This is a genomic window from uncultured Algoriphagus sp. (assembly GCF_963974835.1).
Lineage (GTDB): Bacteria > Bacteroidota > Bacteroidia > Cytophagales > Cyclobacteriaceae > Algoriphagus.
Genome location: NZ_CAXBET010000003.1, coordinates 338,157 through 362,494 on the forward strand (window position 1 = coordinate 338,157; position 24,338 = coordinate 362,494).

The window sequence follows — 24,338 nt, forward strand, 5'->3', positions numbered from 1 at the left end:
CGAATTCTTTTATTTAAGCAAACTCTCATAAAGAGAAATAAAATTTTTAAACAATTAATATGTTAGTCTACCCTTATTTTAACAACTAATTAACTTAAAGATTAAGAGAATATACTAAAAAGCTATTTACTGATCCATTATTTCAAATCATTAAAGTATTGATCTGCAAAATTTATCCTCATAGTAGTGTTTGTTAAAAGATGTGGCAAGCATTCAAATGAGAATTACGTAGTGATTTTAACACTGGATAGTGTTATTAAATAGTATTCTTTGAAATGAACTAAATATACATTCTCATTCAATTTTTTAGTTAATAATGATTCTTGGACTGGAAAAGCTTTTTGTGTTCATTATGAAATGTTTATATACTATTATTATACTTTATCAAGAACAAATAGAAACAGGGAGGGATTTTAGGTAAATATTTTTTCAAATCATTTTGTTCAAGCGATTATCTTCTTGAAAAAAATTATAGAATGGCCTATGTTTTTTTATAAAAAATTACAGAATTGTTTTTGAATAGTTTATGAAATTTTTAGCTTTACTCCACTAGAATTAATACTTAGATAATACAGGTTACCAAATAATATTATTCCCTATTCGCTTAGATTGACCATTATATATTTCGTGAATACTTCCCCACTTTTAAAGCCCTAAGTGTTTAAGGCACAAAATAACCTAGTAAAAAAAATACCCAATTAAATTAGTTCAAACTATAAATTACCAGCTATGAGAAAAGTTTTATCAATTGCTTTTGCTCTGGGGTTTATGCTATGCGCAGTGCAATTAGCACAAGGTCAGAGTAGAGTCTTGAAAGGAGTAGTAACGGCAGACACAGATGGGTTACCCATGCCTGGAGTTACTATTTTAGACAAGAGTAACCAGACAGGTACCACCACGAATATCGATGGTGAGTACTCGATTTCTGTAAGTTCAAGTTCAGTCTTGGTCTTTTCGTTTATCGGATTTGCTTCTCAGGAGATTCCGGTAGGCAATAGAACTGAATTGAATGTCGTACTGAGCGAAGACGCCAGTGAATTATCTGAAGTAGTTGTTACTGCTTTGGGTATAAGTAAAGACAAGGAAACGTTGGGCTATTCAGTAACCCAAGTAGGGAGCGAATCCTTAACAACAGCCCGAGAAACTAACGTGGCGAACTCTCTCGCAGGACGTGTGGCAGGTTTGGTAGTAAAGGGTACGAACAGTGGTCCGGGCGGAACTTCCAAAATTACTCTAAGAGGTCTTCCAAGTATCAGTGGTACTGGCTCTCCTTTGTATGTAATCAATGGTATCCCGATGGATAACAGCCAAAGAGGAGCTGCCGGTGAATGGGGTGGCGGTGATAGTGGTGATGGTATAGGGAATTTAAGTCCTGACGATATCGAAACTATGACTGTTTTGAAAGGTCAGGCTGCATCTGCACTTTACGGATCCAGAGCATCAAACGGTGTAATCTTGATCACTACTAAGAAAGGTGCAAAAGGTGGTGATTGGTCTTTAAATTATACAATGAACTATATGGCTGAAAATCCTGTGGATTTCACAGATTTTCAGGAAGTATACGGCCAAGGTACTGGAGGTGTAAAACCTACAACTGCAGTGGATGCACAATCTACAGGTAGATTGTCTTGGGGTGCGGTAATGGACGGTAGTTCAGTGATAGGATTTGACGGTAATCAATATCCTTATTCTCCTTCAAATGACCGTTACATTGATTTTTACAGAACGGGATCAAATTTCACCAATACGGTTTCAATTGCTAAAGGATTAGGAACTGATGGATCTTTCCGAATGTCGGTTTCCAATCTTGACTCTAAATCTATTGTTCCCAACAGTGGCGTAGATCGATTGACTGTAAATTTAAATGTGGAGCAAAATATTACGGATAAATTGAATGTAACTGCTATGGTCAATTATATTGATCAGAAGTCTTCAAATGTTCCATTCTTAAGTGATGGACCAAAAAATCCTAATAACTTCTTACTTCTAGCACCTAATATCAGTCAAAGCATTTTTGCTCCTGGATATAATCCAGATACAGGTGCAGAAACAGTATTCAGTGATGATATTTATGTGACTAACCCTTATTTTGTGGTAAATCAAGGCATCAATGATCTTGGTAGAAAGCGTACTATTTCAGCAATATCTACCAAATATAGCTTCACCAAAGATATATTCGCGATGATCAGATTGGGTAATGATGCTTCTAATGATGATTTCTTCAGCGTAGATCCTTATGGACTTGCTTATTCAGCAGACTTGAAAGGTAACCTTAATGGACGTGGTCAATCTCAGAGATCAGAGACAAATATTGATGGAATTTTAGGTGGTAAGTTTGATCTAACTGAGAAACTTAATCTGGATATCCTTGCAGGTGCAAACATGCGAAATAACAAATATGAATCTGTAGGAGTAGGGGGAAGTCGTTTTGTTTTACCTTACTTGTACTCACCGTTTAACGTGGAGACATTCTCCAGATCATATGATTTTAATGAGCGTGAAGTGCACTCTGGATACTACTCTGTTGGTATAGGGTATAACAACATCCTGACATTGACCACTACTGGTAGATATGATGTGTATAGTACATTACCTACAGATAATAACAGCATCTTCTCACCTTCAGTTGCAGCTGCATTTGTATTCGATCAATTGATAGATATGCCTGCTCTTGATTTTGGTAAAGTAAGAGCATCGTACGCGGTAACTAGTGGAGAGCCTTTTAATGCTTATCAAAGCACCTTCTATTACAGTTCAGCAAACTCTTACAATGGTGTACCGGCAGGTTCTTCTCCAACTTCTCTTCCTAACTTGAACCTCAAGCCGTTTACTACCAGTGAAATGGAATTCGGTGTTGACCTTAGCTTTTTCAATAATCGCTTAGGGTTTGATATCGCTTATTACGAGAAAGAGACGCACAATGAAATTATGAATGCTAATTTAAGTATTACTTCAGGTTTCAATAGTTCTGTCGTGGCAACTGGATCCACCAGCAACAAAGGTTTGGAAGTATTGGTAACAGGAACACCTGTACAAACCACAAACTTTACTTGGAAGACTTCATTCAACTTATCTAAAGTGAAAAATGAGATACTAAGCACGGATCCAAATAATAATCCTATTAACCTAGGTCAGAACAGAGCTACACTTGGTAACGCAGTGACTGCATACGTAGTGGGTGAATCTGGTCCTCAAATCAGAGCTTACGATTACGCTTACAATACCGATGGAAGCATTCAAGTGGATGAGGCAGGATTACCTGTACGTGGTGAATTGATCAGCATGGGAACAGTATTGCCTACTCTATATGGTGGCTGGAATAACGAGTTTAACTATAAAGGCATTAGCTTCTCCTTCTTGATTGATTACAACTATGGCAATAAGGTTCTTTCTGCCACAGAATTCTATTCGACCTTCAGAGGACTTAATAAAATTACACTTGAAGGTAGAGAAGATGGAGTGACAAATGGTGGAGTGACAGCAACTGCAGAAAACTACTATAGAGCTTTAGCTCAAAATGTGACAAGCACTAGTGTGGTTGATGGTGATTTTATCAAGTTAAGACAGTTGACTCTTGGATATTCCTTGCCATCTAAGTGGTTTGGAAATACACCAGTTTTGAAAGGCCTGAGTGTTTCACTTGTGGGAAGAAACCTAGCATTCTTAATGCGTAAAGCGAAGAATATCGATCCTGAGGCTAGTTTTGGTTCAAATATTAACTACACAGGTATTGAAGGTGGTAACCTTCCTAGCACTAGATCTTTTGGGTTTAACCTTAATTTCAAATTGAATTAATATGAAAAAATATATTAGCATATTTCTTACGGGAATTTTATTGGCAGCATCGAGCTGCGATGGAGATTTTGCAGATATCAATACAGATCCTAACCGTGCGGACGGAGGTGTATTCGATCCAAACCTAATTCTTCCCACAGTTTCCTACAATTATGGAAACATGATGACCGGATACACCGGAGCAATACTTTTCCAAAGTATGTGGGTGCAAGTGATGGCTTCCACTTCTACGGGGGGTGCAAACTATTACTCTAATGCAGATAAGTATGTGGCATCAGGAAGTACGAATAGTTATATCCAAAGTGTTTGGAATGATGGCTATTCTACCGCTTCCAGAGTTTATCAAATGCAGGCCCTGGCTGAGGAAAAAGGCCTTACTAATTTGGTAGCTGTAGGTAGTATCTGGAAAGTACTTACTCTTTCTTTTGTATCCGATATTTATGGAGATCTACCTTACTCGGAAGCTTTGCAGGCTGAGGACGGTATCACGCAGCCAAAGTATGATTCACAGTCAGATGCCTATATGGCAATGCTTTCTGAACTTGAAACTGCTCTTTCTTCTATTAACGAATCAGGTGATCAAATCAAAAATGATGTGCTGTATGGCGGTGACCTGACTAAATGGAGAAAGCTAGGCTATTCTATCATGTTGCGTATGGCAATGAGATTAGTTGAAGTGGATCCTTCCACAGCACAATCCTATGTACAAAAAGCCGTGGCCGGTGGAGTCTTTACTTCTACAGATGATGAGGCAGTATTGGTGTCAGATCAAGCGAATGGATATGCTAACTCCAGCGCAAATGCGCTAAATGTAACTGATGATATCTATGAAGTTCGTTGGTCTGATAAATTGATTGATTTCCTTAAATCAGACAATGATCCCCGTCTTTCAGTTATCGCAGAAATACCTTTGGCTGGTTTAGCTGCAAATAGAGGTACTGCTGTTGGCAATAATGATCCAAGTGCCCAGATAGGAATGCCAAATGGCTATGACCTAAGAGGTGGATCGACTGATATTACCAATGCTCCAGGCTATCCTGGTGCTACAGGTACTGGTGGAGATATATCACCGATAGGCAAATATTCAAGACCTACTGCCATCTACAGAGATAGAGATGCGCCAGTTTTCATTTTGACGTATGCTGAGATTCAGTTTTTGTTAGCTGATGCTGCTGCAAGAGGATATTCTGTTTCAGGATCTGCTTCCTCTTATTATTCTGCAGGTTTGCAGGGAGCCCTAGTGTCTATCGGTAAATTCGGAGGATCAAGTATTTCTCCGGCTGCTGCTGCTACATTTGCCACAGCAAATCCTTTGGATGTAAGTAGCTCTGAAGCTTCCCTTAAGATGATTAATGAGCAAATCTGGGCTACTACTGGTGTTTTCGCAAATTTCGTAGAATCTTGGAACAACTGGAAAAGATCAGGTTATCCTGAATTGACTTCTGTGAATTATTCAGGTAATTTCTCCTCAGGCCAGATTCCAAGAAGACAATTGTATCCAGCTTCAGAAAGTACAACTAATCCACAAGGATTGGCAAATGCTATTTCTAACATGGGTGGAGATACATGGATAAACAATGTTTGGTGGGATGCTTCCAATTAATTGATAGTAGTGAGATTGAATAATTAGTAGTATATAAGAAGAGGTTTTGATTAAGTTCAAAACCTCTTTTTTGTTATTTCTTCATTACATAGGTGATGATTATTGCCTTTTTTCGAATATTGGAATTTTATATAACATGTATATTTCTGCTGTTGACTCTGAGAATTGATTAGTAAGTTTGGGGCCGAGATAAAAAATTTGTTTAATGAGACCTATTATTGCCACTGTTGCACTTTTGCTGTGCATACAATTCGGGCTTTTTGCCCAAAAAATCACTGCTACGGAATCTAGAGAATTAGTTGACTTTGCCCTGCCTATTGTTGGCACTGATTCCAGACCTGAGTTTTCCAACGGGAATACTTATCCAGCAATTGCTTTGCCTTGGGGGATGAATTTTTGGTCCCCTCAAACAGGAAAGATGGGAGATGGTTGGATGTACAAATATGGGGATGAAAAAATCCGTGGATTCAAACAGACGCATCAGCCGTCACCTTGGATGAATGACTACGGCCAGTTTTCCATTATGCCTATGACTGGAAAGCCGGTGTTTGATCAAGACGAAAGAGCCTCTTGGTATTCTCATAAGGCCGAAACGGTAGAACCAAATTACTATCAAGTTTTCTTAGCCGATTATAATGTCAATGTAGAACTTACACCTACAGAAAGAGCAGCACTTTTTAGGATTACTTATCCGGGGAATATGGAAGCTTCATTTGTTTTGGACGCTTTTGACAACGGATCTGAGGTTACCATTGATAAAGCCAATAATCGAATTTTCGGTTATTCTACCAAAAACTCAGGTGGGGTTCCTGACAATTTTAAAAATTACTTCGTGCTGGAATTCGATAAGGACTTTTCATTAGCTCAGACATTCGCAGATTCTGTCTCCAGTGAAAATTTAACAGCAAATGCCAACCACGTTGGAGCTCTAATTGGTTTTGGAAAGAATTCAGAATCCTTCCAGGTGAACATCAAAATAGCATCCTCATTTATCAGTCCTGAGCAGGCAGTTCTAAATTTAAAAGAATTGGGAAATGCGGATTTTGAGGAGCTAAGAAGTAAGGGACGAACTGCATGGAATGAGCAATTAGGCAAAATTGAAGTTAGTGGTGGGTCTGTGGCTCAGATGGAGATGTTTTATACAAGTTTGTATCGCTCATTGCTTTTTCCAAGGAAATTTTATGAAATAGATGCATCGGGAGATGTGGTGCATTACAGTCCATATAATGGCAAAGTGGAAAAGGGATATATGTATACTGACACTGGCTTTTGGGATACGTTCAGAGCACTTTTTCCTTTGCTTAATTTGGTTTATTCTGAAATCAATGCTGAGATCCAAATGGGTCTGGCAAATGCATACAAAGAAGGAGGTTGGCTGCCCGAGTGGGGAAGCCCAGGTTTAAGAAACGTCATGGTAGGAAATAATTCTGCTTCTGTGGTGGCTGATGCCTATTTGAAAATAGGAGAGGATTATGACTACGATATTGAAACATTGTATCAAGCACTAAAGCATGGAGCAAACCATTCCGGACCTTTGACAGCAGTGGGTCGGGCAGGAGCGGAATATTACAATAAACTGGGTTACGTGCCTTACGATGTAGAAATCAATGAAAATGCGGCACGCACACTGGAGTATTCTTATGATGACTTTACTATTTATCAATTGGCCAAAAAGCTCAATAAACCCAAAGCTGAAATTGATCTTTACAAGGAGAGAGCGATGAATTATAAAAAGCTATACGATCCTACTGTAGGCTGGATGCGTGGGAAAAATGAAGATGGAAGTTTCCAGTCTCCTTTCAATCCTGTGAAATGGGGTGATGCTTTTACAGAGGGAAATTCTATGCATTATACTTGGTCGGTATTTCAGGACATTGAAGGACTGGTTAATTTGATGGGTGGGGAAAAAGCCTTTGCTGATAAGTTAGATACAGTATTTTCTAGCCCTCCCACTTTTGAAGACAGCTACTATGGCTTCGTTATCCATGAGATAAGAGAAATGCAAGTTGCCCAAATGGGTCAATATGCTCATGGTAACCAGCCGATACAGCACATGATATATTTGTATAATCATGCTTTGCAGCCGTGGAAATCCCAATACTGGGTAAGGAAAACGTTGAACAGAATGTATCAGCCTACGCCGGATGGTTATTGTGGAGACGAGGATAATGGGCAGACCTCGGCATGGTACGTTTTTTCCGCTTTGGGTTTTTATCCAGTGACTCCAGCGTCAGATGAATATGTGATAGGAGCTCCACTCTTTCAAAATGCTAAGATTCATCTATCCAATGGCAATGATATAGAAATCTCTGCTCCTTCAAATTCTGCTGAAAATAGATATATCAATTCGGTGACATGGAACGGTAGCAACTATGATAAAAACTTTTTAAAGTATCAGGAACTGCGCAAAGGAGCCAAGTTAACCTTTGACATGGTAGGCGAGCCGAATAAGACTAGAGGAGTATCGGAAAGTTCTAAGCCATTTTCTCTAAGCCTCGTAGACTAATATGGAGTTAATAGGAGTAGATATAGGCGGATCTCATATCTCCGCAGCCAAAATTTACCTGGGATCAAATTCAGCTGAATTTCAAGATTTTCATGAAGCAGATGTAGATACATTCGGCTCTAAGGAATCTATCATTTCAGCTTGGTCAGAAATAATAAAAAAAGCAGCTGGAAATGCCACTGATATTGAAATTGGTATAGCAATGCCTGGACCATATGATTATGGCAAAGGAATATCTTTAATTAAAGACCAAGGCAAGATGGCATCATTGTATCAGCTTTCAGTGAAAAATTTGCTAGCCGAGAGCCTAGGAATTATATCTTCTCGTATCTCATTCACCAATGATGCTGAAGCGTTTTTATTGGGAGAAAGCTTTGCCGGTGCAGGTAGAGATTTCGGTAATTCCATTGGCATTACATTGGGAACTGGGTTGGGTTCAGCAATCAAAACACAGGATATTGTAAAGGATGCAAAACTGTGGACTGCACCATTCAGGGAAGGAATATCAGAGGATTACTTGGGTACGGCTTGGTTTAAAAAGTATGTTGCACAAAATTATGGGCTTGAAATCTCTGGTGTAAAGGATCTTCTGAATAAGGAGTTTGATATTGAGATTTCCAGGAGGGTTTTTGAGACGTTTGGAAGTACACTTGGAGAATTCCTATTTCCCTATTTGGTCGAAAACAAGGCTGAAGGAGTTGTTCTTGGAGGCAAGATAAGCTTGGCTTGTGAATATTTCCTACCCGCTACTCAATCCTACTTAGAAAATATGGGCTATCCAGTACCGATTAATATCTCTGAGCTGGGAGAAAGGTCCGCCTTGATCGGGGCTAGTTTGTAGCTCCTGGGTGTATTTAAGGCTTATTTATTGACCTTTGTCCAAATCATATCACCAATCTTTTCCCCTTGGGCTAAGCCATTTTCTATGGCATCACGAAAATGAATTCCGCCGTAAAGTCTTGAAATGGCAGCTTCCTCGGAGGCATACAGGAAAGAAGGGAAAGGTCTTTCAGGAAGTCCAAAATACGTTTCAGAACTATCTATAAAATCAAAGTTGTCACCAAAGTATCCTGTTAGTATTACAGCGGATGCACGGCTGATTACCGAGTGTCCTGAAGTATACTCTGGAAACGGGGGTGTCTGCAGCAACGGTCTCCAGCGCTGATCTACCTTCTGATTGATGACAGTCTCAGGTCTGATTCTGTCGGTGTCATATTTAGCTTTCCAGCAGGATATAAATGCATCGTGAAGAGTCATGGCTACCAGCGCGTGAATGTATGAAGTTTCGGCAAATGAAAGTTTGGCTTTCTGAGTTGCTATTCCGGTGATTCCCATCCAATGTCCACCTGGTGAGATTTTTTTGACTCCTATAGCCATATGACCGGAAAACTTCACTTTGAATGGATTACAATCCCAAAAGTTAGCAATCAGTTTACGCTCATCATTTAGTTCATTTGTAGTGGTGTACACCTCCATCAGCTGATTATGGAAGGGACTTCCTTCAGTCATGTCAAATAGTGCCATAGGGGCAGGAGCATAAGCTTCAAGATCTTTAATAAAGAATGGTCGTATTGTTTGCCATTCTGGTTCTATCGCAGCTATGTACGCAGGTGGAGTAGGGTACCAAAATCCTTCACCTTTTTGCGGAGTATATCTTGTTAGTGCAGAGAGTTGGAGATACCCATCTTTTTTGGCTACAGCCATTACACTAGCGGCCACGGATTCTGCATAGGCCACATGCATTTGGATTTCCTTTTTAGAAAGAATTTTTCCTTTTATGGCGATATCAATCCATTCTTGTTGTCTTTCTTTCAGCAAATAGCCAGAAGGCATGATGGATTCACCCACTTTAAGCATGGCATAAATTGCTGCAAACTCTGATGAGCTGAGCTCTGAATCAGGGAGATCCCAATTGTAATCTGTCAAATAAGTCTGACCTAAAATATCACTGTTTTCAAATCCTTTTCCGGATTCTTTAGCTATCAAGTAGGCTGCAAGATTGGAATAGGCATATATTCTAGCAGCCACTGGAGGACTGGCTACATCGGTTACCATTACTTCTGTAATGTGAAAAAGCTGTTCGCTGTAATGTTTAGGCCAATTAACAGGTTTTGGCTTTGCTAAAGACACGTAAATGATTGAGCAAAAAAGAAGACATAAAATACAGATTGATTTAAAATATTGGCTCATCTCACAGTATAACTTTCCAGGGGTTTTTGATTGATTCCAAAAAGCAGTTGAATACCTGATTTAGTATAAAGTGGCAAAATGGATTTGATATCTCCTTTGATGGCCAAACCTGATTCTGAAGGACTGAGTGGAGAAAAATCACCTTTACCATCTCCTATTAGGACGAGACCTAACCCTGCATCCATTAGCCCTATTCTGATTCGTGTATGGGATTGATTTCCTCCCAGGATCAAATCCATATTTCCATCCTTATTAAGATCTATTGGTAAGATGCTATAGACAGGGAATGACTGAGCCAATCTAGGAAGAGATCTGACTTGAAAGCCATTTCCTGTATTTTCCAAAAGAATTGATTCCAGAGTATTCGCTTCTAATACCTGTGCATTTTCAAGTTCCTGTTCTGTAAAAAGGTTTGTCAACTGAGCCTTCGAGTAGGAAGCATAATCTGTAAATCGACTACGCATACTTGCCATCTGATCCAGTAATTCGTCTCTGCTAGGATATGGATACATTTTATCTCCTACGAAACATTCCAAAATTGGATCGATTGATCCATTTTGGTCAAAATCCGCTCCGTAAAGGCGAAGTTTTTTATTGTCGCTTGCTTCAAATTGGGAATTAAGACCAAAGTTTCCTGCGATCAAATCCATATCGCCATCATTGTCTATATCGACACTTTGAAGCACATTCCACCAGCCGGAAAGTGTGGAATTTAAATAAGCAGAAGTTTTATCTTCGAATGTAGAACCTGAATTTATTAGTATTGTGATAGGCATATATTCACCAGCCAGCACAATATCCATCTTGCCATCATTATTGATATCCATAGATGAAGAAGAGGTGACTAATCCAAGTTTACCTGAATCTGGAAGATAGTCTGATGTTTGATCGCTGAAATTTCCCTTACCATCATTAACTAACAATTTGCTTTCAGGGATGATAGGATATCGCCCAGGTATCAATCTGGCGCCTATAAATAGATCCAGGTTTCCATCTCCATTTACATCAATAGCGATGGCTGTTCCAGTGCTAAATTTGTAATCGGGAAAGTTTGTTTGTCTGGTTAGACGGCCTGTGCCATCATTTATGTAAAGCCTGTCTTGAAGCGCTTCATCAGACCCCAAATAATCGTGGTAACCACCACTTCCAATATATAGATCTTGATGCCCATCACCGTTGAAATCCTCGAAGATAGCCACTGCATCTGTAAACTCTGGAGATGACCTAAAACTAGGATAGTCCTTCCATCCTTCATCTGTATAACTCATGATTTTCCCCGCTTGACCTTGTGAACCACCAATAAATACCTCTGGATTTCCATCTCCATTTAAGTCAGCCTGAGATAAGATAGGACTGATATAGCTTGGCATGGTAAGCATTAGGGGCTGTCGCTTGAAGTCATTGAACTCATTTGCCTGCGATGAGTAATTCGGAGCAAAATCGCTTTTACCTAAAAGCGCTGAAGTTCTAGAAGAAATTACTGAGCCCGGGGAGCCATCTTTTTTCACAGTGATGTGCTGGTTGGCCGAGATGTTTTCAAGAATTTGCCGTGAGTTGTCAGGCCATGTGATTTTTATAGAATCGACGGTATCTATATTATCCAAGCCAAAATGAAGTCTGGGACTTACAGATGATTGGAAGCCTCTCACTGGTTGAACCTCCAGGATTTGATTTTCCTCGCCTGTGAAGACTTCTACTTTTGCTCCTAAAGCAAACGTGTTTTCCGAATTATCATGAAGGGATATTTGAAGCCAATTCTTTTTTGGACTTATGTTATGATAGAGAGAGGGCTGTTCATTTAGGTTATTGACTATTAAGTCCAAATCTCCGTCATTATCCAGATCTGCATATGCTGAGCCACTGCTAAAACCCTTTTCTTCAAAACCCCAGTCAAATGATCTGTCTTCAAAATTTAGATAACCTGTGTTTTCAAATATATAATTATGAATAGGGGTGGAGGTCATGCTGGTTACTAATTGAAGTGTATCAGCTTTCTCATTTACGATAGCCTGCTTGAAATAGTAGTCACCTTTGTACTTTAGGAAGTCGCGATTGGTGTAGTCGCGGTAATAACCATTTGTGATAAATAGGTCTTTCTTTCCATTATTTGTTGCATCAAAAAACAATGCTGACCAACTCCAGTCGCTATTGGAAATATTGGAAAGTTGACCTACTTCAGAGAAAATACCGTCGCCTTGATTTAGCTGGAGCATATTCCTCATACTTTGATGGTAGAATCCTTCCTGTATCATCAAGGCATACTGCTCGTAATTCTCTGGGCCATAAAGAAGCTTTTGTCTTTCATTATCCTCTGGAAGCATATCTAACGTGTAAATATCCAGCTTGCCATCGTTATTTATGTCGGATATGTCTGCCCCCATGGAAAAGTGTGAAATATGGCTAAAATATTCATTCATACGGTCTGTGAATGTGCCATCTCCATTGTTGATATACAGGTAATGAGGTTCTATGTAATCATTAGTTACCAAAATATCAGGCCATCCGTCCTGATTTACATCAGCTGATACAATCCCCAGTCCGAAGCCCAAAGCTGAGCCTTTTATCCCTGCCTGCTCACTGATATCTAAAAATTTCCCTTCATCATTTCTGTAAAGCTTATCACCGGCATAGGGATGACGGATATTTTTCACATCACTGAACTCCAGCTCATTGATGGCCTCTATATGATGATTTAATAAGTAGAGATCCAAGTCCCCATCCTTGTCAAAGTCAAAAAACAATCCTTGGGTACTGTTGGAAGGATCCGCTATACCATATTTTTTTGCTTCGTCCACAAAAGTGAAATTCCCTTGATTGATCCAGAGTTCGTTTTCTCTAAGTTCAGGATTTTCCTTGCCGGAGTAGCATACATAAATATCCAGTAATCCATCACCGTTTACGTCAGCCATACTTACCCCTGTGGTCCAGATATTCTTCCCAGCAACTCCGGCAGATTTTGTTTTATCCTCAAATTTCAAATCCCCAAGGTTTTTGTAAACTCTGTTGGAAACCATATTCCCCGTGAAAAAAATATCCTCCAGACCATCGTTATCCAAATCGCCTACAGCAACACCTCCTCCATTATAGAAATATTCATATCGAAGAATATTATTTTTCGAATCTTCTTTCAACTGATTTTTGAATGCAATCCCGGATTTTTTTAATGAGATTTTTTCAAAATTCGAAGAAGACTGAGCTAGTATGCCTTCCCCACTTAGTAAAATCAGAAGGATTATAACACTCAGATAAAGAGGAGACTTGGACTTGATGGGGAAATGCATGAATATTTACAATGCTGGCCATTTGTCAGACCAATTAGTTAATTACATCTTCGAACAATTTTTCATTTACCACTGCGACTCCACCTAATAATCCTACATCTTCCCCTAATTTGTAGAGGGCAATCGTCGACTTTTCACGTGATTTTGCCATACTGTAAATGTTCAATGCCTGCTGAATGGGGGTGATTAAGTATTGATTTGCTTCTGCAACCGAGCCACCGATAATGATTAATTCTGGATTTAACACTTGGATTAGCATAGATATCCCCCGCCCAAGATCCAAACCAGCTTCTGATAAGATAGTAATTGCCCTTTGGTCACCCGATAAGGCTGCATCTACTACAAGATTTGGCATAATATCGCCTTCATGGTTTCTGGCCATTCTGGACAATATGCTGTCTTTATCCAGTTTGATAGCTTCCTCAGCCATTTTTACTATTGCTGTACCTGAAGCTACTGCTTCTAAACATCCTTTTTTTCCACAAATGCATGTGACATCTCGGGATTCAAAGATGGGAGAGTGACTAAATTCTCCTGCAAAGCCGGATGCACCTTGGTATAATTTACCATCGATGATGATTCCTAATCCAATTCCCCATCCAATAAATAATCCAAGGACATTTTTATTGCTATGATCAGTAGCAAATTTATACTCAGCTAAGGTCATAGCCCGAGCATCATTTTCCAAGAATATTTTTTTTGAAAATCTGCTTTCTAAGTTTTCCAGAAGAGTTTTTTCACCAAACCTTAGATAGGTGTAATTCACACCCCCAATTGAATCTGTCAAACCAGGCATGGAAAATCCCATTGCGATTACTTTGTGTGACTCAATTCCAGTCTTTAATAGATATGATTCTATGAGTTCACAGATTTTTTCAAATGTCTCTTTTTCATTGTCAAGGCTGATTCTATGGCTTTCTTTTGGAGTGACAATTGTATGATTGCAGGAATATAGTGCAAGATTCATATTGTACTTAGAGAGATCTACTGAGAGTACATAAAACGCATCCGGAGCTAATCGATATAAGTCAGGTTTTCTGCCTCCTTGGGATTCTGCACGTCCTTGCTTGATCACTTCCCCACTTGAAATCAAATCCCCAAGTAGTGAATTAACAGTCGGTAGCGAAATTCCTACTTCAGTGCAAATCTCGCTGGCTGTATTAGCGCCTTTTATATATAAGTTCTTTATAATTTTAATTTTGTTGAGGTAGCTTTTAATTTCCACTACTCCATCCATTTTTTCAATTAACTCTTGAGGGTTTATTAGGTTCATAGGTTTAAGATTTGCCTGAATTACGGTAATATTTGATTTTCAAAAAAGTACTTTACTAAAAAAATAAGTTAACATCGGCTGGTAAATCACAATATCATAGAATTCTTTGGATGAGGATCGCTGTTTTTTGTAAAAGATTTTGAATGTGTGATTGTAGTTGAAAAATTCTTTTTTCCAATGAATTAAGTAATTTTGGAAAACATATTTTTAACGACAGATATGAATTTAATAGACATTACTGCTAATCTCAGCAAAGAGGAAGTGTTCCGTAAGGTGGAAGACTTTTTGATTGAAAAAGGATTTAGAATCTCCAAAGTGGATCAGACGAGACCGTGGGGAGGTTTTTTTGTGCTTGATGAAAGCCAAATCCGTGAATTTAGAGCTATGTTTTTCGAGGATGTAGATCTTTCTGAAGAGCAACTACAGCAAAAACTAAGCCCAAAATTTTTACTTGTAGCACCTAAAGCCAGACTTTCCTGGCAATATCATTTCCGTAGAGCGGAGCTTTGGAAGTTAATCAATGGAGAATCAGGGATTGTACGCAGTGCTACAGATGAGCTAAACGATTTGGAAACGATGGTTTTGGGGGAAACTGTTTCTTTGGAGCAAGGCGAACGACATAGACTAGTGGGTCTAGATAATTGGGGGATAGTTGCTGAAATATGGATGCATGTGGATCCGGAAAACCCTTCCAATGAAGAGGATATTGTGCGAGTAGAAGACGACTACTCTCGAAAATAAAAAAAGCCCGGGGGTTATATCCCGGGCTAAAAAGCTTAAAATATTCGTCCGTAGCTCAATCACCCTTAAATAAACTATTTAGTTAAAAAAAATCCTACAGGACAGTTAAAAGAGTGATTGAATTTAATTTCAAAAAATTGAAATTCAAAATTTTGGGTTTAAAAACCATTTATTAAAGTGAAAAAATCATAGTAAATCTATTTTTTTGGCTATTTCTTCAGCTTCTGAAGCAAGTTTGTCCGCTTCTTTTCTATTGATTTGAGAAACTTTATGTACTTCTTCAAGCTTTTTAGCATATGCTTCCTGAAGTTTTTCTTTCTCTGACTTCTTGTTGAATAGTCCCATTTTATTGATTTATAGATTATCCGTAATTAGGACAGATTCAATGGTCTTTTTGCCCTATAGAAGAACTAAGACGGCTGACCGAATTGTCCTAAAATTAGAGTTGAAACCATTTAGTATGCTCAGCTTACCTTACTGATTAAATTACGGATGTCGATTGATTTTAAATGAAACCTACATCTCGGTAAATGGTTTTTGATTAATTAAAATTAAGAAGGCTTGAAATAGATTCTTCTTCAATTTCATCATTTTTATAATTGATCAAATCTTCCAATCGCCCGGCAGGATTGTAATATCTCCATGGGCCTTCCTTTCGGCCATCCTTCATCTGGCCTTCTGAAGCTTTTCTGCCATTTTCATGGTAAAAAATCCAAGTTCCATCAGCCTTTCCTCCGGTGTAGTTCCCTTCAGATTCTTTTTTGCCATTTACATAATAAGTGATTCTTGTTCCATTGCCATCTTTAAGCGAGCCTTTATCCAAAGTTTCAATTCCGTCATAAGATTTATAATCACTCACATTTAGAAGACGGCCATTATCCCAGAATTCTTCCTGGGTAAGTTGCTTATTGTCATAGAAAAGTCCCCAAATTCCATCTTCAAATCCGATGTTATAGCTACCGACTGATTTTAATTGTCCGCCATCGTAATAGTAAACCCATTGACCATTTTCTAATCCAAGACTATATTCTCCTTCTGCGACAAGAATTCCGATTTTATTGAAATACTTCCAAAGTCCTGTTTTCAGATCATTCCTATATTCTCCGATTGAATAAATTTCTCCATCCGGGAAAAAGTTTTTCCAAATGCCTGTTTTCATTCCGTTTTGATACTGACCTGACACAGACACCTGCCCAGAACTGTGGTATTCAATATATTCACCTACTGGAACTCCAAGCTCATATGTTTTGCGTTTTGCAACAGATTTGTTGGGAAAATACTCTTCCCAAGTGCCTACGGCAATACCATTCTCATACTTTTCAATTCTAGCTAACCTTTGATTCTCATAGAAATATCTCCAAGTACCTACACGCTTGCCATTATCATCGTAGAATTCCTCAGATTCTTTGGATTTTGTACCTGGAAAATAGCGAGTCCATTCGCCGATTTTATTTCCGTCTTTATAATTACCTTCTTCGACAATTAGATTGGGATAAGTTAGCCTTTTGAATTCCCCATCAAGTTCTCCTCCTTTATAAAGAGCCTCTGTAATCAATACTCCTTCCTGGTCATATTCTAAAAAAGGCCCCTCTCTAAGTCCATTCACATAGAACTCCCTCAATGCCACTTCTCCGAATTCGTAATACTGAACCCATTGCCCAGATTTTTTACTGTTCTCATATTGCCCTTCCAACAATACTTGTTTTGGATCCACATAGTCGGGTACTCCAGTTCTTCCGAAATACTCAACATATTTACCAACCATCGTAGAATCCTGAAATATCATTTCACGTTTTAAAGCGCCGTCGGCATCATATACTTTAGACGTTCCAAACAGAATTCCTTCTCTATAATCAGCAACCATTTTTCTTTTTCCATCAGGATAAAAACTACTCCATGTGCCTTCCCTGATTCCATTTTTAAATGTTCCTTCAGTAAGTAGGGTATTTGTTTTGGGGTTGAAGTATTTCCATAATCCTTCTCTCACACCATTGGTAAGAATACCGGTAGCCATCAAGGTGGAATCAGAATTATACTGACGGACCATTGTGCTTTCTTGTGCGAAAAGTGGAGTGGTTAGAAGAATAAGGACGATAAGGATATATTTCATATAGTTGTTAATTCGAAATGATTCAAAGGGTATCTGAATCTGTCAAAAGAAGAATCTGAATAGTGTACGAATGAACTTGATTCCTGTTTAAAAATAAGTTAATTCCAGCTTTATCCCATTTTTTAGCTCAATAAGAACGTAAGAATTTTTAGTTCATCCCTAATCTTCGTTTCAACAGCGGTTATATCTCCTGAAATATGAATTGATTTATGCCACTGAAAATATTTAGCATCCTCGAATGTTTGGGTGCTTGGAGAATCTGTGAAAGAGTTATCTAAAAGTATGTCAGGATAGTCCCAGGGAGTGGAAGCTTGATCAAATACCCATTGATGTTTATTAAGTTGTTTAATGGGTGCTTTAGGGTGGTTTTTACCAATTAATACAAAAAGATAAATACCATGTCCAAACCAGTTTAACACCCGGATATTAAGGCCATCAGTGGGATTAAAGTCTCTCACAAGATCCAAAACTTGGTAGGGATATCCCAAAAGATCATTTCCTTTAGAAAGCTTTGTCCCTCGGCTTGCAGGGTGAATTTTAAGTAATAATTCTGGATCAATGCGATTACCTACTTCTCCAAGTATTTTCCAAAATTTAGCTTTTAGCTTATTCTGTCTCAGGACTATCTCCTGGTCAAGCCAAAGATCTAAATCTAAGTCTGGTTTTTCTTCCATTTACCACTGAAGTAAAGCAGATGCCCATGTAAAGCCAGCTCCGAATGCAGCCAGGCAAATCAAATCACCTTCCTTGATTTTGCCTTGTTCCCAGGCTTCGCTTAGTGCAATCGGGATGGTAGCAGCTGTGGTATTTCCCTTGGTCATGATATTGTTGAATACTTTTTCGTCAGGAAATCCTAGTTGTTTTTGGATGTATTGACTGATTCTGAGATTAGCTTGATGGGTAACCAATAGATCAATAGCAGATTGATCCAATTGATTTGCTTTCAACGCTTCTCCGATCACTTCCATAAATCTTACTACGGCATGCTTAAAGACTGCATTTCCATTCATTTTTAAGAAGAAACTTCCAGAATCAAATAATTCTTGCGAAATTCTTACCTCTCGACTACTTCCTGGATCTCTGCAAAACAGTTCTTCTGCATACTCCCCTTGAGAATGGAGATGTGTAGACAGAATGCCTGGCTGATCAGGATTTACAGCGCCGAGAATAAGTGCGCCAGCTCCATCAGCAAAAATTACTGAACTTGATCTTCCTTCATCACTTTTGTCTAAGGCAGAGGATTGAATTTCAGCACCTACAACGAGTATTTTTTTGTACATGCCAGTTTTAATAAACTGGTCGGCCACAGAAAGAGCATAAAGAAATCCAGAACAGGCATTCCGTACATCCAGTGCACCAATAGTCCCTATTCCCAATTCCCTTTGGAGCAAAACTCCATTTCCAGGCATGAAATAGTCAGGCGTAATTGTAGCAAAAACAATGAAATCAATTTCACCTGCCTCAATTCCCGCTCGCTCCAAAGCCATTTCAGAAGCTTTTTTTGACATGCTAGTCACTGTATCCACTCCTGGTGTGAACCAATGTCTGGACTGAATTCCGGTTCTTTCGACGATCCACTCGTTACTGGTATTCATCATCTGAGAAAGCTCCTGGTTGGTGACCATTCGCTCGGGCACATAATGTCCTACCCCTAAAATCCTGGATTTTTTCATGTCAATTTGGGTTATACTAAAATTGGATTCCAATATCGCTAGTTCAATTTAATCTAGCAAAAAACGATTTTGGGTAGCAGAATGAATTAGCCGAATAGCGTGTAATTACCATGCTGGTCCATAGGCGAAGTCTTGCGAATTACTGCTGGGCTATCATTTTGTACTGAATTCACCAGAGGTGAAACTGTAAAGCCTAGCATGGAATCAGCTGGGTAGGGTTTTAGTAAAGTCAAAAGTTCTTCCTCATTTGTGTAGTTGTCCAGCCATTTTTTTTCTGCATTCCTATCCAAGATCACAGGCATTCTGTCATGGACGTCCGATACTACTTCATTAGGAGTAGTGGTAATAATTAAAAAAGTATGTTGCGACTCACCGTTGACACTTTCGTATTCTTCCCATATTCCCGCAAAAGAAAACAACTCATCATCCCTTAAAGTGAATCTGTAGGGCACGGAAGTTTTCTTGCCCAGTCTTTTCCATTCGTAGAAGCCATCTGTTGGAATAATGCATCTACGCTGCCTGAAAGCTGTTTTAAAAGAAATTTTCTCATTCAATGTTTCTGCTCTGGCATTGATGAGCTTTTGAGCAACAGGTCTGTTTTTTCCAAATTCCGGAGTAATGCCCCAATAGAAATAAGAAAATCCTTTAGGACTCTGTGAGGTGATGACAGGTACAAGCTGCGTTGGAGCAATATTATATCTTGGTTTGAGGTCAGCCAGCATTTCTGCTTGAAAGCGTTTTTCAAGTTCTTCTTTACTTTTGCTAAGGGAATATCGTCCAGGCATAATTATTATAGCTGTAATTGGCAGGAAGTTAGATAACAGCGCTTATAAATTCAACTGCCCGTTGTTCTGAATAATAAGGTTTTTCGGAATTAGCAGGGCTAAAACCTACGTGACCTCCGTGTTTTGGAAATTCAAAATAGACTAGATCCAGCTTTTTTCCTAAGGCCGAAGGAAAGCATTTTTCACTGAGAAATGGGTCATTTTGTGCATTTAAGATCAATGTTGGCACTTTTATCTGGTCCAAAAAATAAAGCGAGGAATTGACCTCGTAATATTCTTCAGCATCTGCAAAGCCGTGAAGAGGTCCGGTAAAAAAATCATCAAAATCCGCCAAAGTTTTAATGTTTCTTAGAGTTTCCACTGGAATTTGACCCGGATGAGAAGCGGATTTATCGATGACTTTCTTTTTTAGGGTTCGCAAAAATCGTTTAGAGTATAAGGTGTTTTCGGTTTCAGAGATTTTTTTGGAAGAGCTCCCCAAGTGTAATGGAACTGAAATCGCTACTCCCCGATGAATCTTTGACAGATTATTTCCCTTTTCCCCTAGATATTTCAAAGTCAGATTTCCCCCCAAGCTAAAACCTACCAGATTTATTTCTTCATAAGAGTCATAGGCATGCATCACCACCAAGTCTAAATCATAGGTTGCGCCAGAGTGATAAAATATCACTTGCTTATTCATCTCAGAACTACAGCTTCTAAAGTTCCAAGTGAGTACATCGTATCCACTTTTTATAAAAGAGTTCGCCATCCCAAGCATGTAGGACCGACTGCTGTTTCCTTCCAGTCCATGACTGATGATAACCAATTTCGACTGTTTTTGCTTGTACCAGTCCAGATCTAGGAAATCTCCATCGATAGTAATTATCCTCTCATGGATTGGACTTGGAACGGTTACTTTCCGGAAAAGTGAGGGATAAATTGTTTCTAAGTGTCGGTTAAACAGCCACTTGGGTCTGATGTAGTGCGAGTCGTCTAATAATGGCATATCAGAGGGGGAAAGTTTGTTGGCTGAAATGCTTGGGGAAATTACTAGTTTTAAATTTGAATAAAGTCATTATAAAAACTATTTTTGAACACTTTAAAAAACGAATTAGCGCGCAATAACTCATGGCCGAAATAATAAGAATGCCTAAAATGAGCGACACCATGGAAGAAGGTGTGATCGCTGCATGGTTGAAAAAAGTTGGAGATTCTGTGAAACCGGGTGATATCCTGGCTGAAGTGGAGACTGACAAAGCAACTATGGAGCTTGAATCCTACGACGAGGGTGTGCTTTTATATATTGGAGTAAAAGAAAAAGATGCTGTACCAGTTAATGGCGTAATCGCGGTTATCGGAGAGGAAGGTGAGGATTATCAGCACCTACTTGACGGAGGTGATGCTCCTGCGGAAAAGAAAACCGAAGAAGCTCCTAAGGCTGAAGAGAAAAAGGGTGAAGAGAAAAAAGCTGAACCTGCTAAATCTGAGGCTCCGGCAGAGAAAATTGATGTTTCTAACATCAATGCGACTGTCATCACTATGCCAAAGATGTCTGATACCATGCAAGAGGGAACGATTGCATCTTGGTTGAAGAAGGTTGGCGACGATGTGAAGTCCGGTGAGATCATCGCTGAGGTAGAAACGGATAAAGCTACGATGGAACTGGAGTCCTATGACGACGGGACTTTGCTTTATATTGGGGTGGAAGCTGGAGACTCTGTTGCTGTTGATGGTGTAATTGCTGTTATAGGTGAAAAAGGAGCAGATTTTGAGACACTTTTGAAAGCTCAAAAATCTGAATCTTCTGAAGCACCGGAAGAAGCTAAGGCTGAACCGGCTGCTGAACCTAAAAAGGAAGATGCTCCGAAGGCTTCTGCCGCACCAGCTGCAAGCAGTGCTCCTTCTACAACTGCTGATGGTGATCGATTGAAAGCATCTCCCTTGGCGAAGAAAATGGCCGAGGATAAAGGAATTGATATACGGACCGTAAGTGGTTCTGGAGAAGGTGGAAGAGTAATCAAGAGAGACGTGGAGAACTTTGTTCCTGCTGCTGCTCCTCAGGGAGGCGAAGCGGTAGGCACTGCAGCTCCTGGACTTGGTGTAGAAAGCTTCAAGGAAGAGAAAGTTTCTCAGATGAGAAAAGTGATCGCTAAGAGACTTGCAGAAAGCAAGTTCGGCGCACCACACTTCTACGTGACCATGGAAATCAACATGGACAAAGCGATAGAAGCTAGAAAAAGCATGAATGAAATCGCTCCAGTGAAAATTTCCTTTAATGATATGGTGATCAAGGCAACTGCGGCTGCTTTGCGTCAGCATCCTAAAGTGAACTCTAGCTGGCTAGGAGATAAGATCAGATATAATGACCATATCCATATCGGAATGGCAGTAGCTGTGGAAGAAGGTCTTCTGGTTCCGGTGATCAGATTTGCTGATAGCCTTTCTCTTTCTCAGATTTCTACTCAGGCGAAAAGCCTTGGTGGAAAAGCTAAGAATAAAGAGCTCCAGCCTAAAGATTGGGAAGGAAATACCTTCACGATTTCAAACTTAGGAATGTTCGGAGTGGATGAATTCACTGCGATCATCAACCCGCCTGATGCTTGTATCCTAGCAGTTGGAGGCATCAAGGAAACGGTAGTAGTAAAAGACGGCCAGATGCAAGTGGGTAATGTAATGAAGGTAACTTTGTCCTGTGACCACAGAGTCGTAGATGGTTCTGTTGGAGCTGCATTCCTTATTACTTTGAAAAGCTTACTCGAAGATCCAGTCAGAATTCTGGTTTAAGAATAAATTAACTGCCAAAAAGTCCTGATTTCAGGACTTTTTGCTTTTTGTACGTTTATTGGTAAGTATAGCATCACACAATAACCAAGCACATGACAAAAATTAAATCAACGACCGTAGTTGCGATTAGGCACAATGGAGAAGTAGTGATAGGAGCGGATGGTCAGGCAACTTTAGGAAATACTGTAGCGAAAAGCAGCGTAAAGAAATTGAGAGTTTTGCAAGGCGGTAAGATTGTTACCGGTTTTGCAGGTTCTACTGCAGATGCTTTTACACTTTTGGAAAAATTTGAAGAGAAGCTTGGAGCGTTTGGCAATAACATGAAACGCTCAGCTGTGGAACTTGCTAAAGAATGGAGGACAGATCGCATGCTTTCTAAATTGGAAGCGATGATGATCGTAGCGGATAAGGAAGATATTTTGATTATTTCCGGAAATGGAGACGTGATCGAGCCAGATATGGAAATTGCTACCATTGGATCAGGAAGTATGTATGCACAGTCTGCAGCTAGGGCAATGAAACAGTTTGCACCATCAATGACCGCTGAGGAAATGGTGAGAGAAAGCCTGAATATTGCTGCTGATATCTGCATTTACACCAATCATAATTTGGTAATTGAAAGAGTAACAGGCTAATCAGGGCAATATATTTAATACGAACCGAAGCTGACAACTTCGGTTTTTTTATGAGATTTTTTTTAAATACCGAGGGAATAAAGGTTTCGCAGAGGAATAAAGTTTTTAGACTTGCATATATGGCCTGTAAGCACAAAATATCACTTATTAGGTTGGAAGGTGAGCTAAGAAAAATTGAATGGATAATTGAGAACTGGAAAAGCTCGTAAAAACTTTTCACCATTTAGAAATTCTCCAACCTCACAAATGTTTTTCCTTATTTTCTAAACCTGTTGTGTCTCTTGTCTGTTACTGAGTAGTATAAAAGAAATACTATGGAATCTACTACTGTTAAAAAAACAACCAAGAAGGATTATAGAAAGCAGATTTTGGAAAGTTTTAAAATCCATGTACTTGAGCATGGAGAATTACCCAAGTCGGTTTTCAAGTTTGCCAAGGATATGAAATTGAAAGAGGAAGAGTTCTATACTTACTTCACCTCATTTGAAGCGATAAAATCTACAATACTAGTTGATATTTTTGAAGAGACTTTAGCCGACATTGAAAAGCAGGGAGTCTTTGAAGAGTATTCTGCCCGGGAGAAATTTTTAAGTTTTCTTTTCACTTGGATAGAAGTACTTAAAAAGAATAGGTCCTATCTGCTTAGTCTTTACGAAAGCAAAACAAAATCATTTGTCACCTTGCCAAAGGAGTCAGCGGAATTCAAAGAGAAGTTTAAAGCTTTTGCAAATGAAATAATATTAGAGGGGAAAGAGACAGAAGAGATCGCATCAAGACCTGTAATCTCTGATCGATATGATGAAGCACTCTGGATTCAGGTTGGCTTTGTGTTCAGGTATTGGCTGGATGATAGATCACCTCGATTTGAAAAAACAGATGCAGCAATAGAGAAATCAGTGAATCTGGCTTTTGACCTGATGGGTAAAAGTGCGCTGGACTCATTTCTGGACTTTGCAAAATTCATGTATCAGTCTAAATAA

At 39.2% G+C, this 24,338-nt stretch carries 17 protein-coding genes; 8 read left to right on the forward strand and 9 right to left on the reverse strand.

What is annotated here, in order from left to right; all coding sequences use genetic code 11:
* Positions 1-729 precede the first annotated feature (729 nt).
* The 4 genes from AACZ73_RS09525 to AACZ73_RS09540 all read left to right on the forward strand — a co-directional run bounded on the left by AACZ73_RS09525 (position 730) and on the right by AACZ73_RS09540 (position 8,745).
* Positions 730-3,795 carry a SusC/RagA family TonB-linked outer membrane protein gene (locus AACZ73_RS09525; RefSeq protein ID WP_339877326.1) on the forward strand — a complete coding sequence of 1,022 codons (3,066 nt, stop codon included), beginning with the start codon at positions 730-732 and terminating at the stop codon, positions 3,793-3,795.
* A gap of 1 nt (position 3,796) precedes the next feature.
* Entirely contained in the window at positions 3,797-5,398 is a 1,602-nt protein-coding gene (locus AACZ73_RS09530) for a SusD/RagB family nutrient-binding outer membrane lipoprotein (RefSeq protein ID WP_339877327.1), read from the forward strand.
* A gap of 205 nt (positions 5,399-5,603) precedes the next feature.
* Positions 5,604-7,904, forward strand: coding sequence for a GH92 family glycosyl hydrolase (locus AACZ73_RS09535; protein WP_339877328.1), 2,301 nt, complete (start codon positions 5,604-5,606; stop codon positions 7,902-7,904).
* A 1-nt stretch (position 7,905) separates the two neighbouring features.
* On the forward strand, positions 7,906-8,745 hold the full coding sequence (locus tag AACZ73_RS09540; protein WP_339877329.1) for an ROK family protein: 840 nt from the start codon (positions 7,906-7,908) through the stop codon (positions 8,743-8,745).
* A gap of 20 nt (positions 8,746-8,765) precedes the next feature.
* Here AACZ73_RS09540 and AACZ73_RS09545 read toward each other — a convergent pair whose 3' ends face one another.
* Genes AACZ73_RS09545 through AACZ73_RS09555 form a run of 3 tightly spaced genes read right to left on the reverse strand, consistent with a single transcriptional unit; the run spans position 8,766 to position 14,648 of the window.
* A complete protein-coding gene (locus AACZ73_RS09545) occupies positions 8,766-10,034 on the reverse strand; it encodes a vanadium-dependent haloperoxidase (protein ID WP_339877330.1) in 1,269 nt (422 codons plus the stop codon).
* 56 nt (positions 10,035-10,090) lie between these two features.
* Positions 10,091-13,375, reverse strand: coding sequence for a VCBS repeat-containing protein (locus tag AACZ73_RS09550; RefSeq protein ID WP_339877331.1), 3,285 nt, complete (start codon positions 13,373-13,375; stop codon positions 10,091-10,093).
* A 34-nt stretch (positions 13,376-13,409) separates the two neighbouring features.
* Positions 13,410-14,648 carry an ROK family protein gene (locus AACZ73_RS09555; RefSeq protein ID WP_339877332.1) on the reverse strand — a complete coding sequence of 413 codons (1,239 nt, stop codon included), beginning with the start codon at positions 14,646-14,648 and terminating at the stop codon, positions 13,410-13,412.
* Between the two features lie 219 nt (positions 14,649-14,867).
* On the opposite strand from AACZ73_RS09555, the gene AACZ73_RS09560 reads away from it, so the two are divergent.
* The gene (locus tag AACZ73_RS09560) at positions 14,868-15,389 is read left to right on the forward strand and encodes a phosphoheptose isomerase (RefSeq protein ID WP_339877333.1); all 522 of its coding nucleotides are present in this window, start codon (positions 14,868-14,870) and stop codon (positions 15,387-15,389) included.
* Between the two features lie 186 nt (positions 15,390-15,575).
* Here AACZ73_RS09560 and AACZ73_RS09565 read toward each other — a convergent pair whose 3' ends face one another.
* The 6 genes from AACZ73_RS09565 to AACZ73_RS09590 form a co-directional block, all read right to left on the reverse strand.
* Entirely contained in the window at positions 15,576-15,734 is a 159-nt protein-coding gene (locus AACZ73_RS09565) for a Lacal_2735 family protein (RefSeq protein ID WP_339877334.1), read from the reverse strand.
* 196 nt (positions 15,735-15,930) lie between these two features.
* Complete coding sequence (locus tag AACZ73_RS09570) at positions 15,931-17,499, reverse strand: hypothetical protein (RefSeq protein WP_339877335.1); 1,569 nt, start codon at positions 17,497-17,499, stop codon at positions 15,931-15,933.
* 122 nt (positions 17,500-17,621) lie between these two features.
* The gene (locus AACZ73_RS09575; protein WP_339877336.1) at positions 17,622-18,173 is read right to left on the reverse strand and encodes a hypothetical protein; all 552 of its coding nucleotides are present in this window, start codon (positions 18,171-18,173) and stop codon (positions 17,622-17,624) included.
* Positions 18,174-19,172: a beta-ketoacyl-ACP synthase III gene (locus AACZ73_RS09580; RefSeq protein WP_339877337.1), complete on the reverse strand. Its 999-nt coding sequence runs from the start codon at positions 19,170-19,172 to the stop codon at positions 18,174-18,176.
* 86 nt (positions 19,173-19,258) lie between these two features.
* Positions 19,259-19,957, reverse strand: a complete 699-nt coding sequence (locus AACZ73_RS09585) for an SOS response-associated peptidase (protein WP_339877338.1) — start codon at positions 19,955-19,957, stop codon at positions 19,259-19,261.
* A 28-nt stretch (positions 19,958-19,985) separates the two neighbouring features.
* On the reverse strand, positions 19,986-20,945 hold the full coding sequence (locus tag AACZ73_RS09590) for an alpha/beta fold hydrolase (protein ID WP_339877339.1): 960 nt from the start codon (positions 20,943-20,945) through the stop codon (positions 19,986-19,988).
* 122 nt (positions 20,946-21,067) lie between these two features.
* Between AACZ73_RS09590 and AACZ73_RS09595 the strand changes: the two genes are divergently transcribed.
* From AACZ73_RS09595 to AACZ73_RS09605, 3 genes are all read left to right on the forward strand, one after another.
* Positions 21,068-22,723: a pyruvate dehydrogenase complex dihydrolipoamide acetyltransferase gene (locus AACZ73_RS09595; protein ID WP_339877340.1), complete on the forward strand. Its 1,656-nt coding sequence runs from the start codon at positions 21,068-21,070 to the stop codon at positions 22,721-22,723.
* Positions 22,724-22,815: 92 nt separating this feature from the next.
* Complete coding sequence (gene hslV / locus AACZ73_RS09600; RefSeq protein WP_339877341.1) at positions 22,816-23,358, forward strand: ATP-dependent protease subunit HslV; 543 nt, start codon at positions 22,816-22,818, stop codon at positions 23,356-23,358.
* Positions 23,359-23,672: 314 nt separating this feature from the next.
* On the forward strand, positions 23,673-24,338 hold the full coding sequence (locus tag AACZ73_RS09605; protein WP_339877342.1) for a TetR family transcriptional regulator C-terminal domain-containing protein: 666 nt from the start codon (positions 23,673-23,675) through the stop codon (positions 24,336-24,338).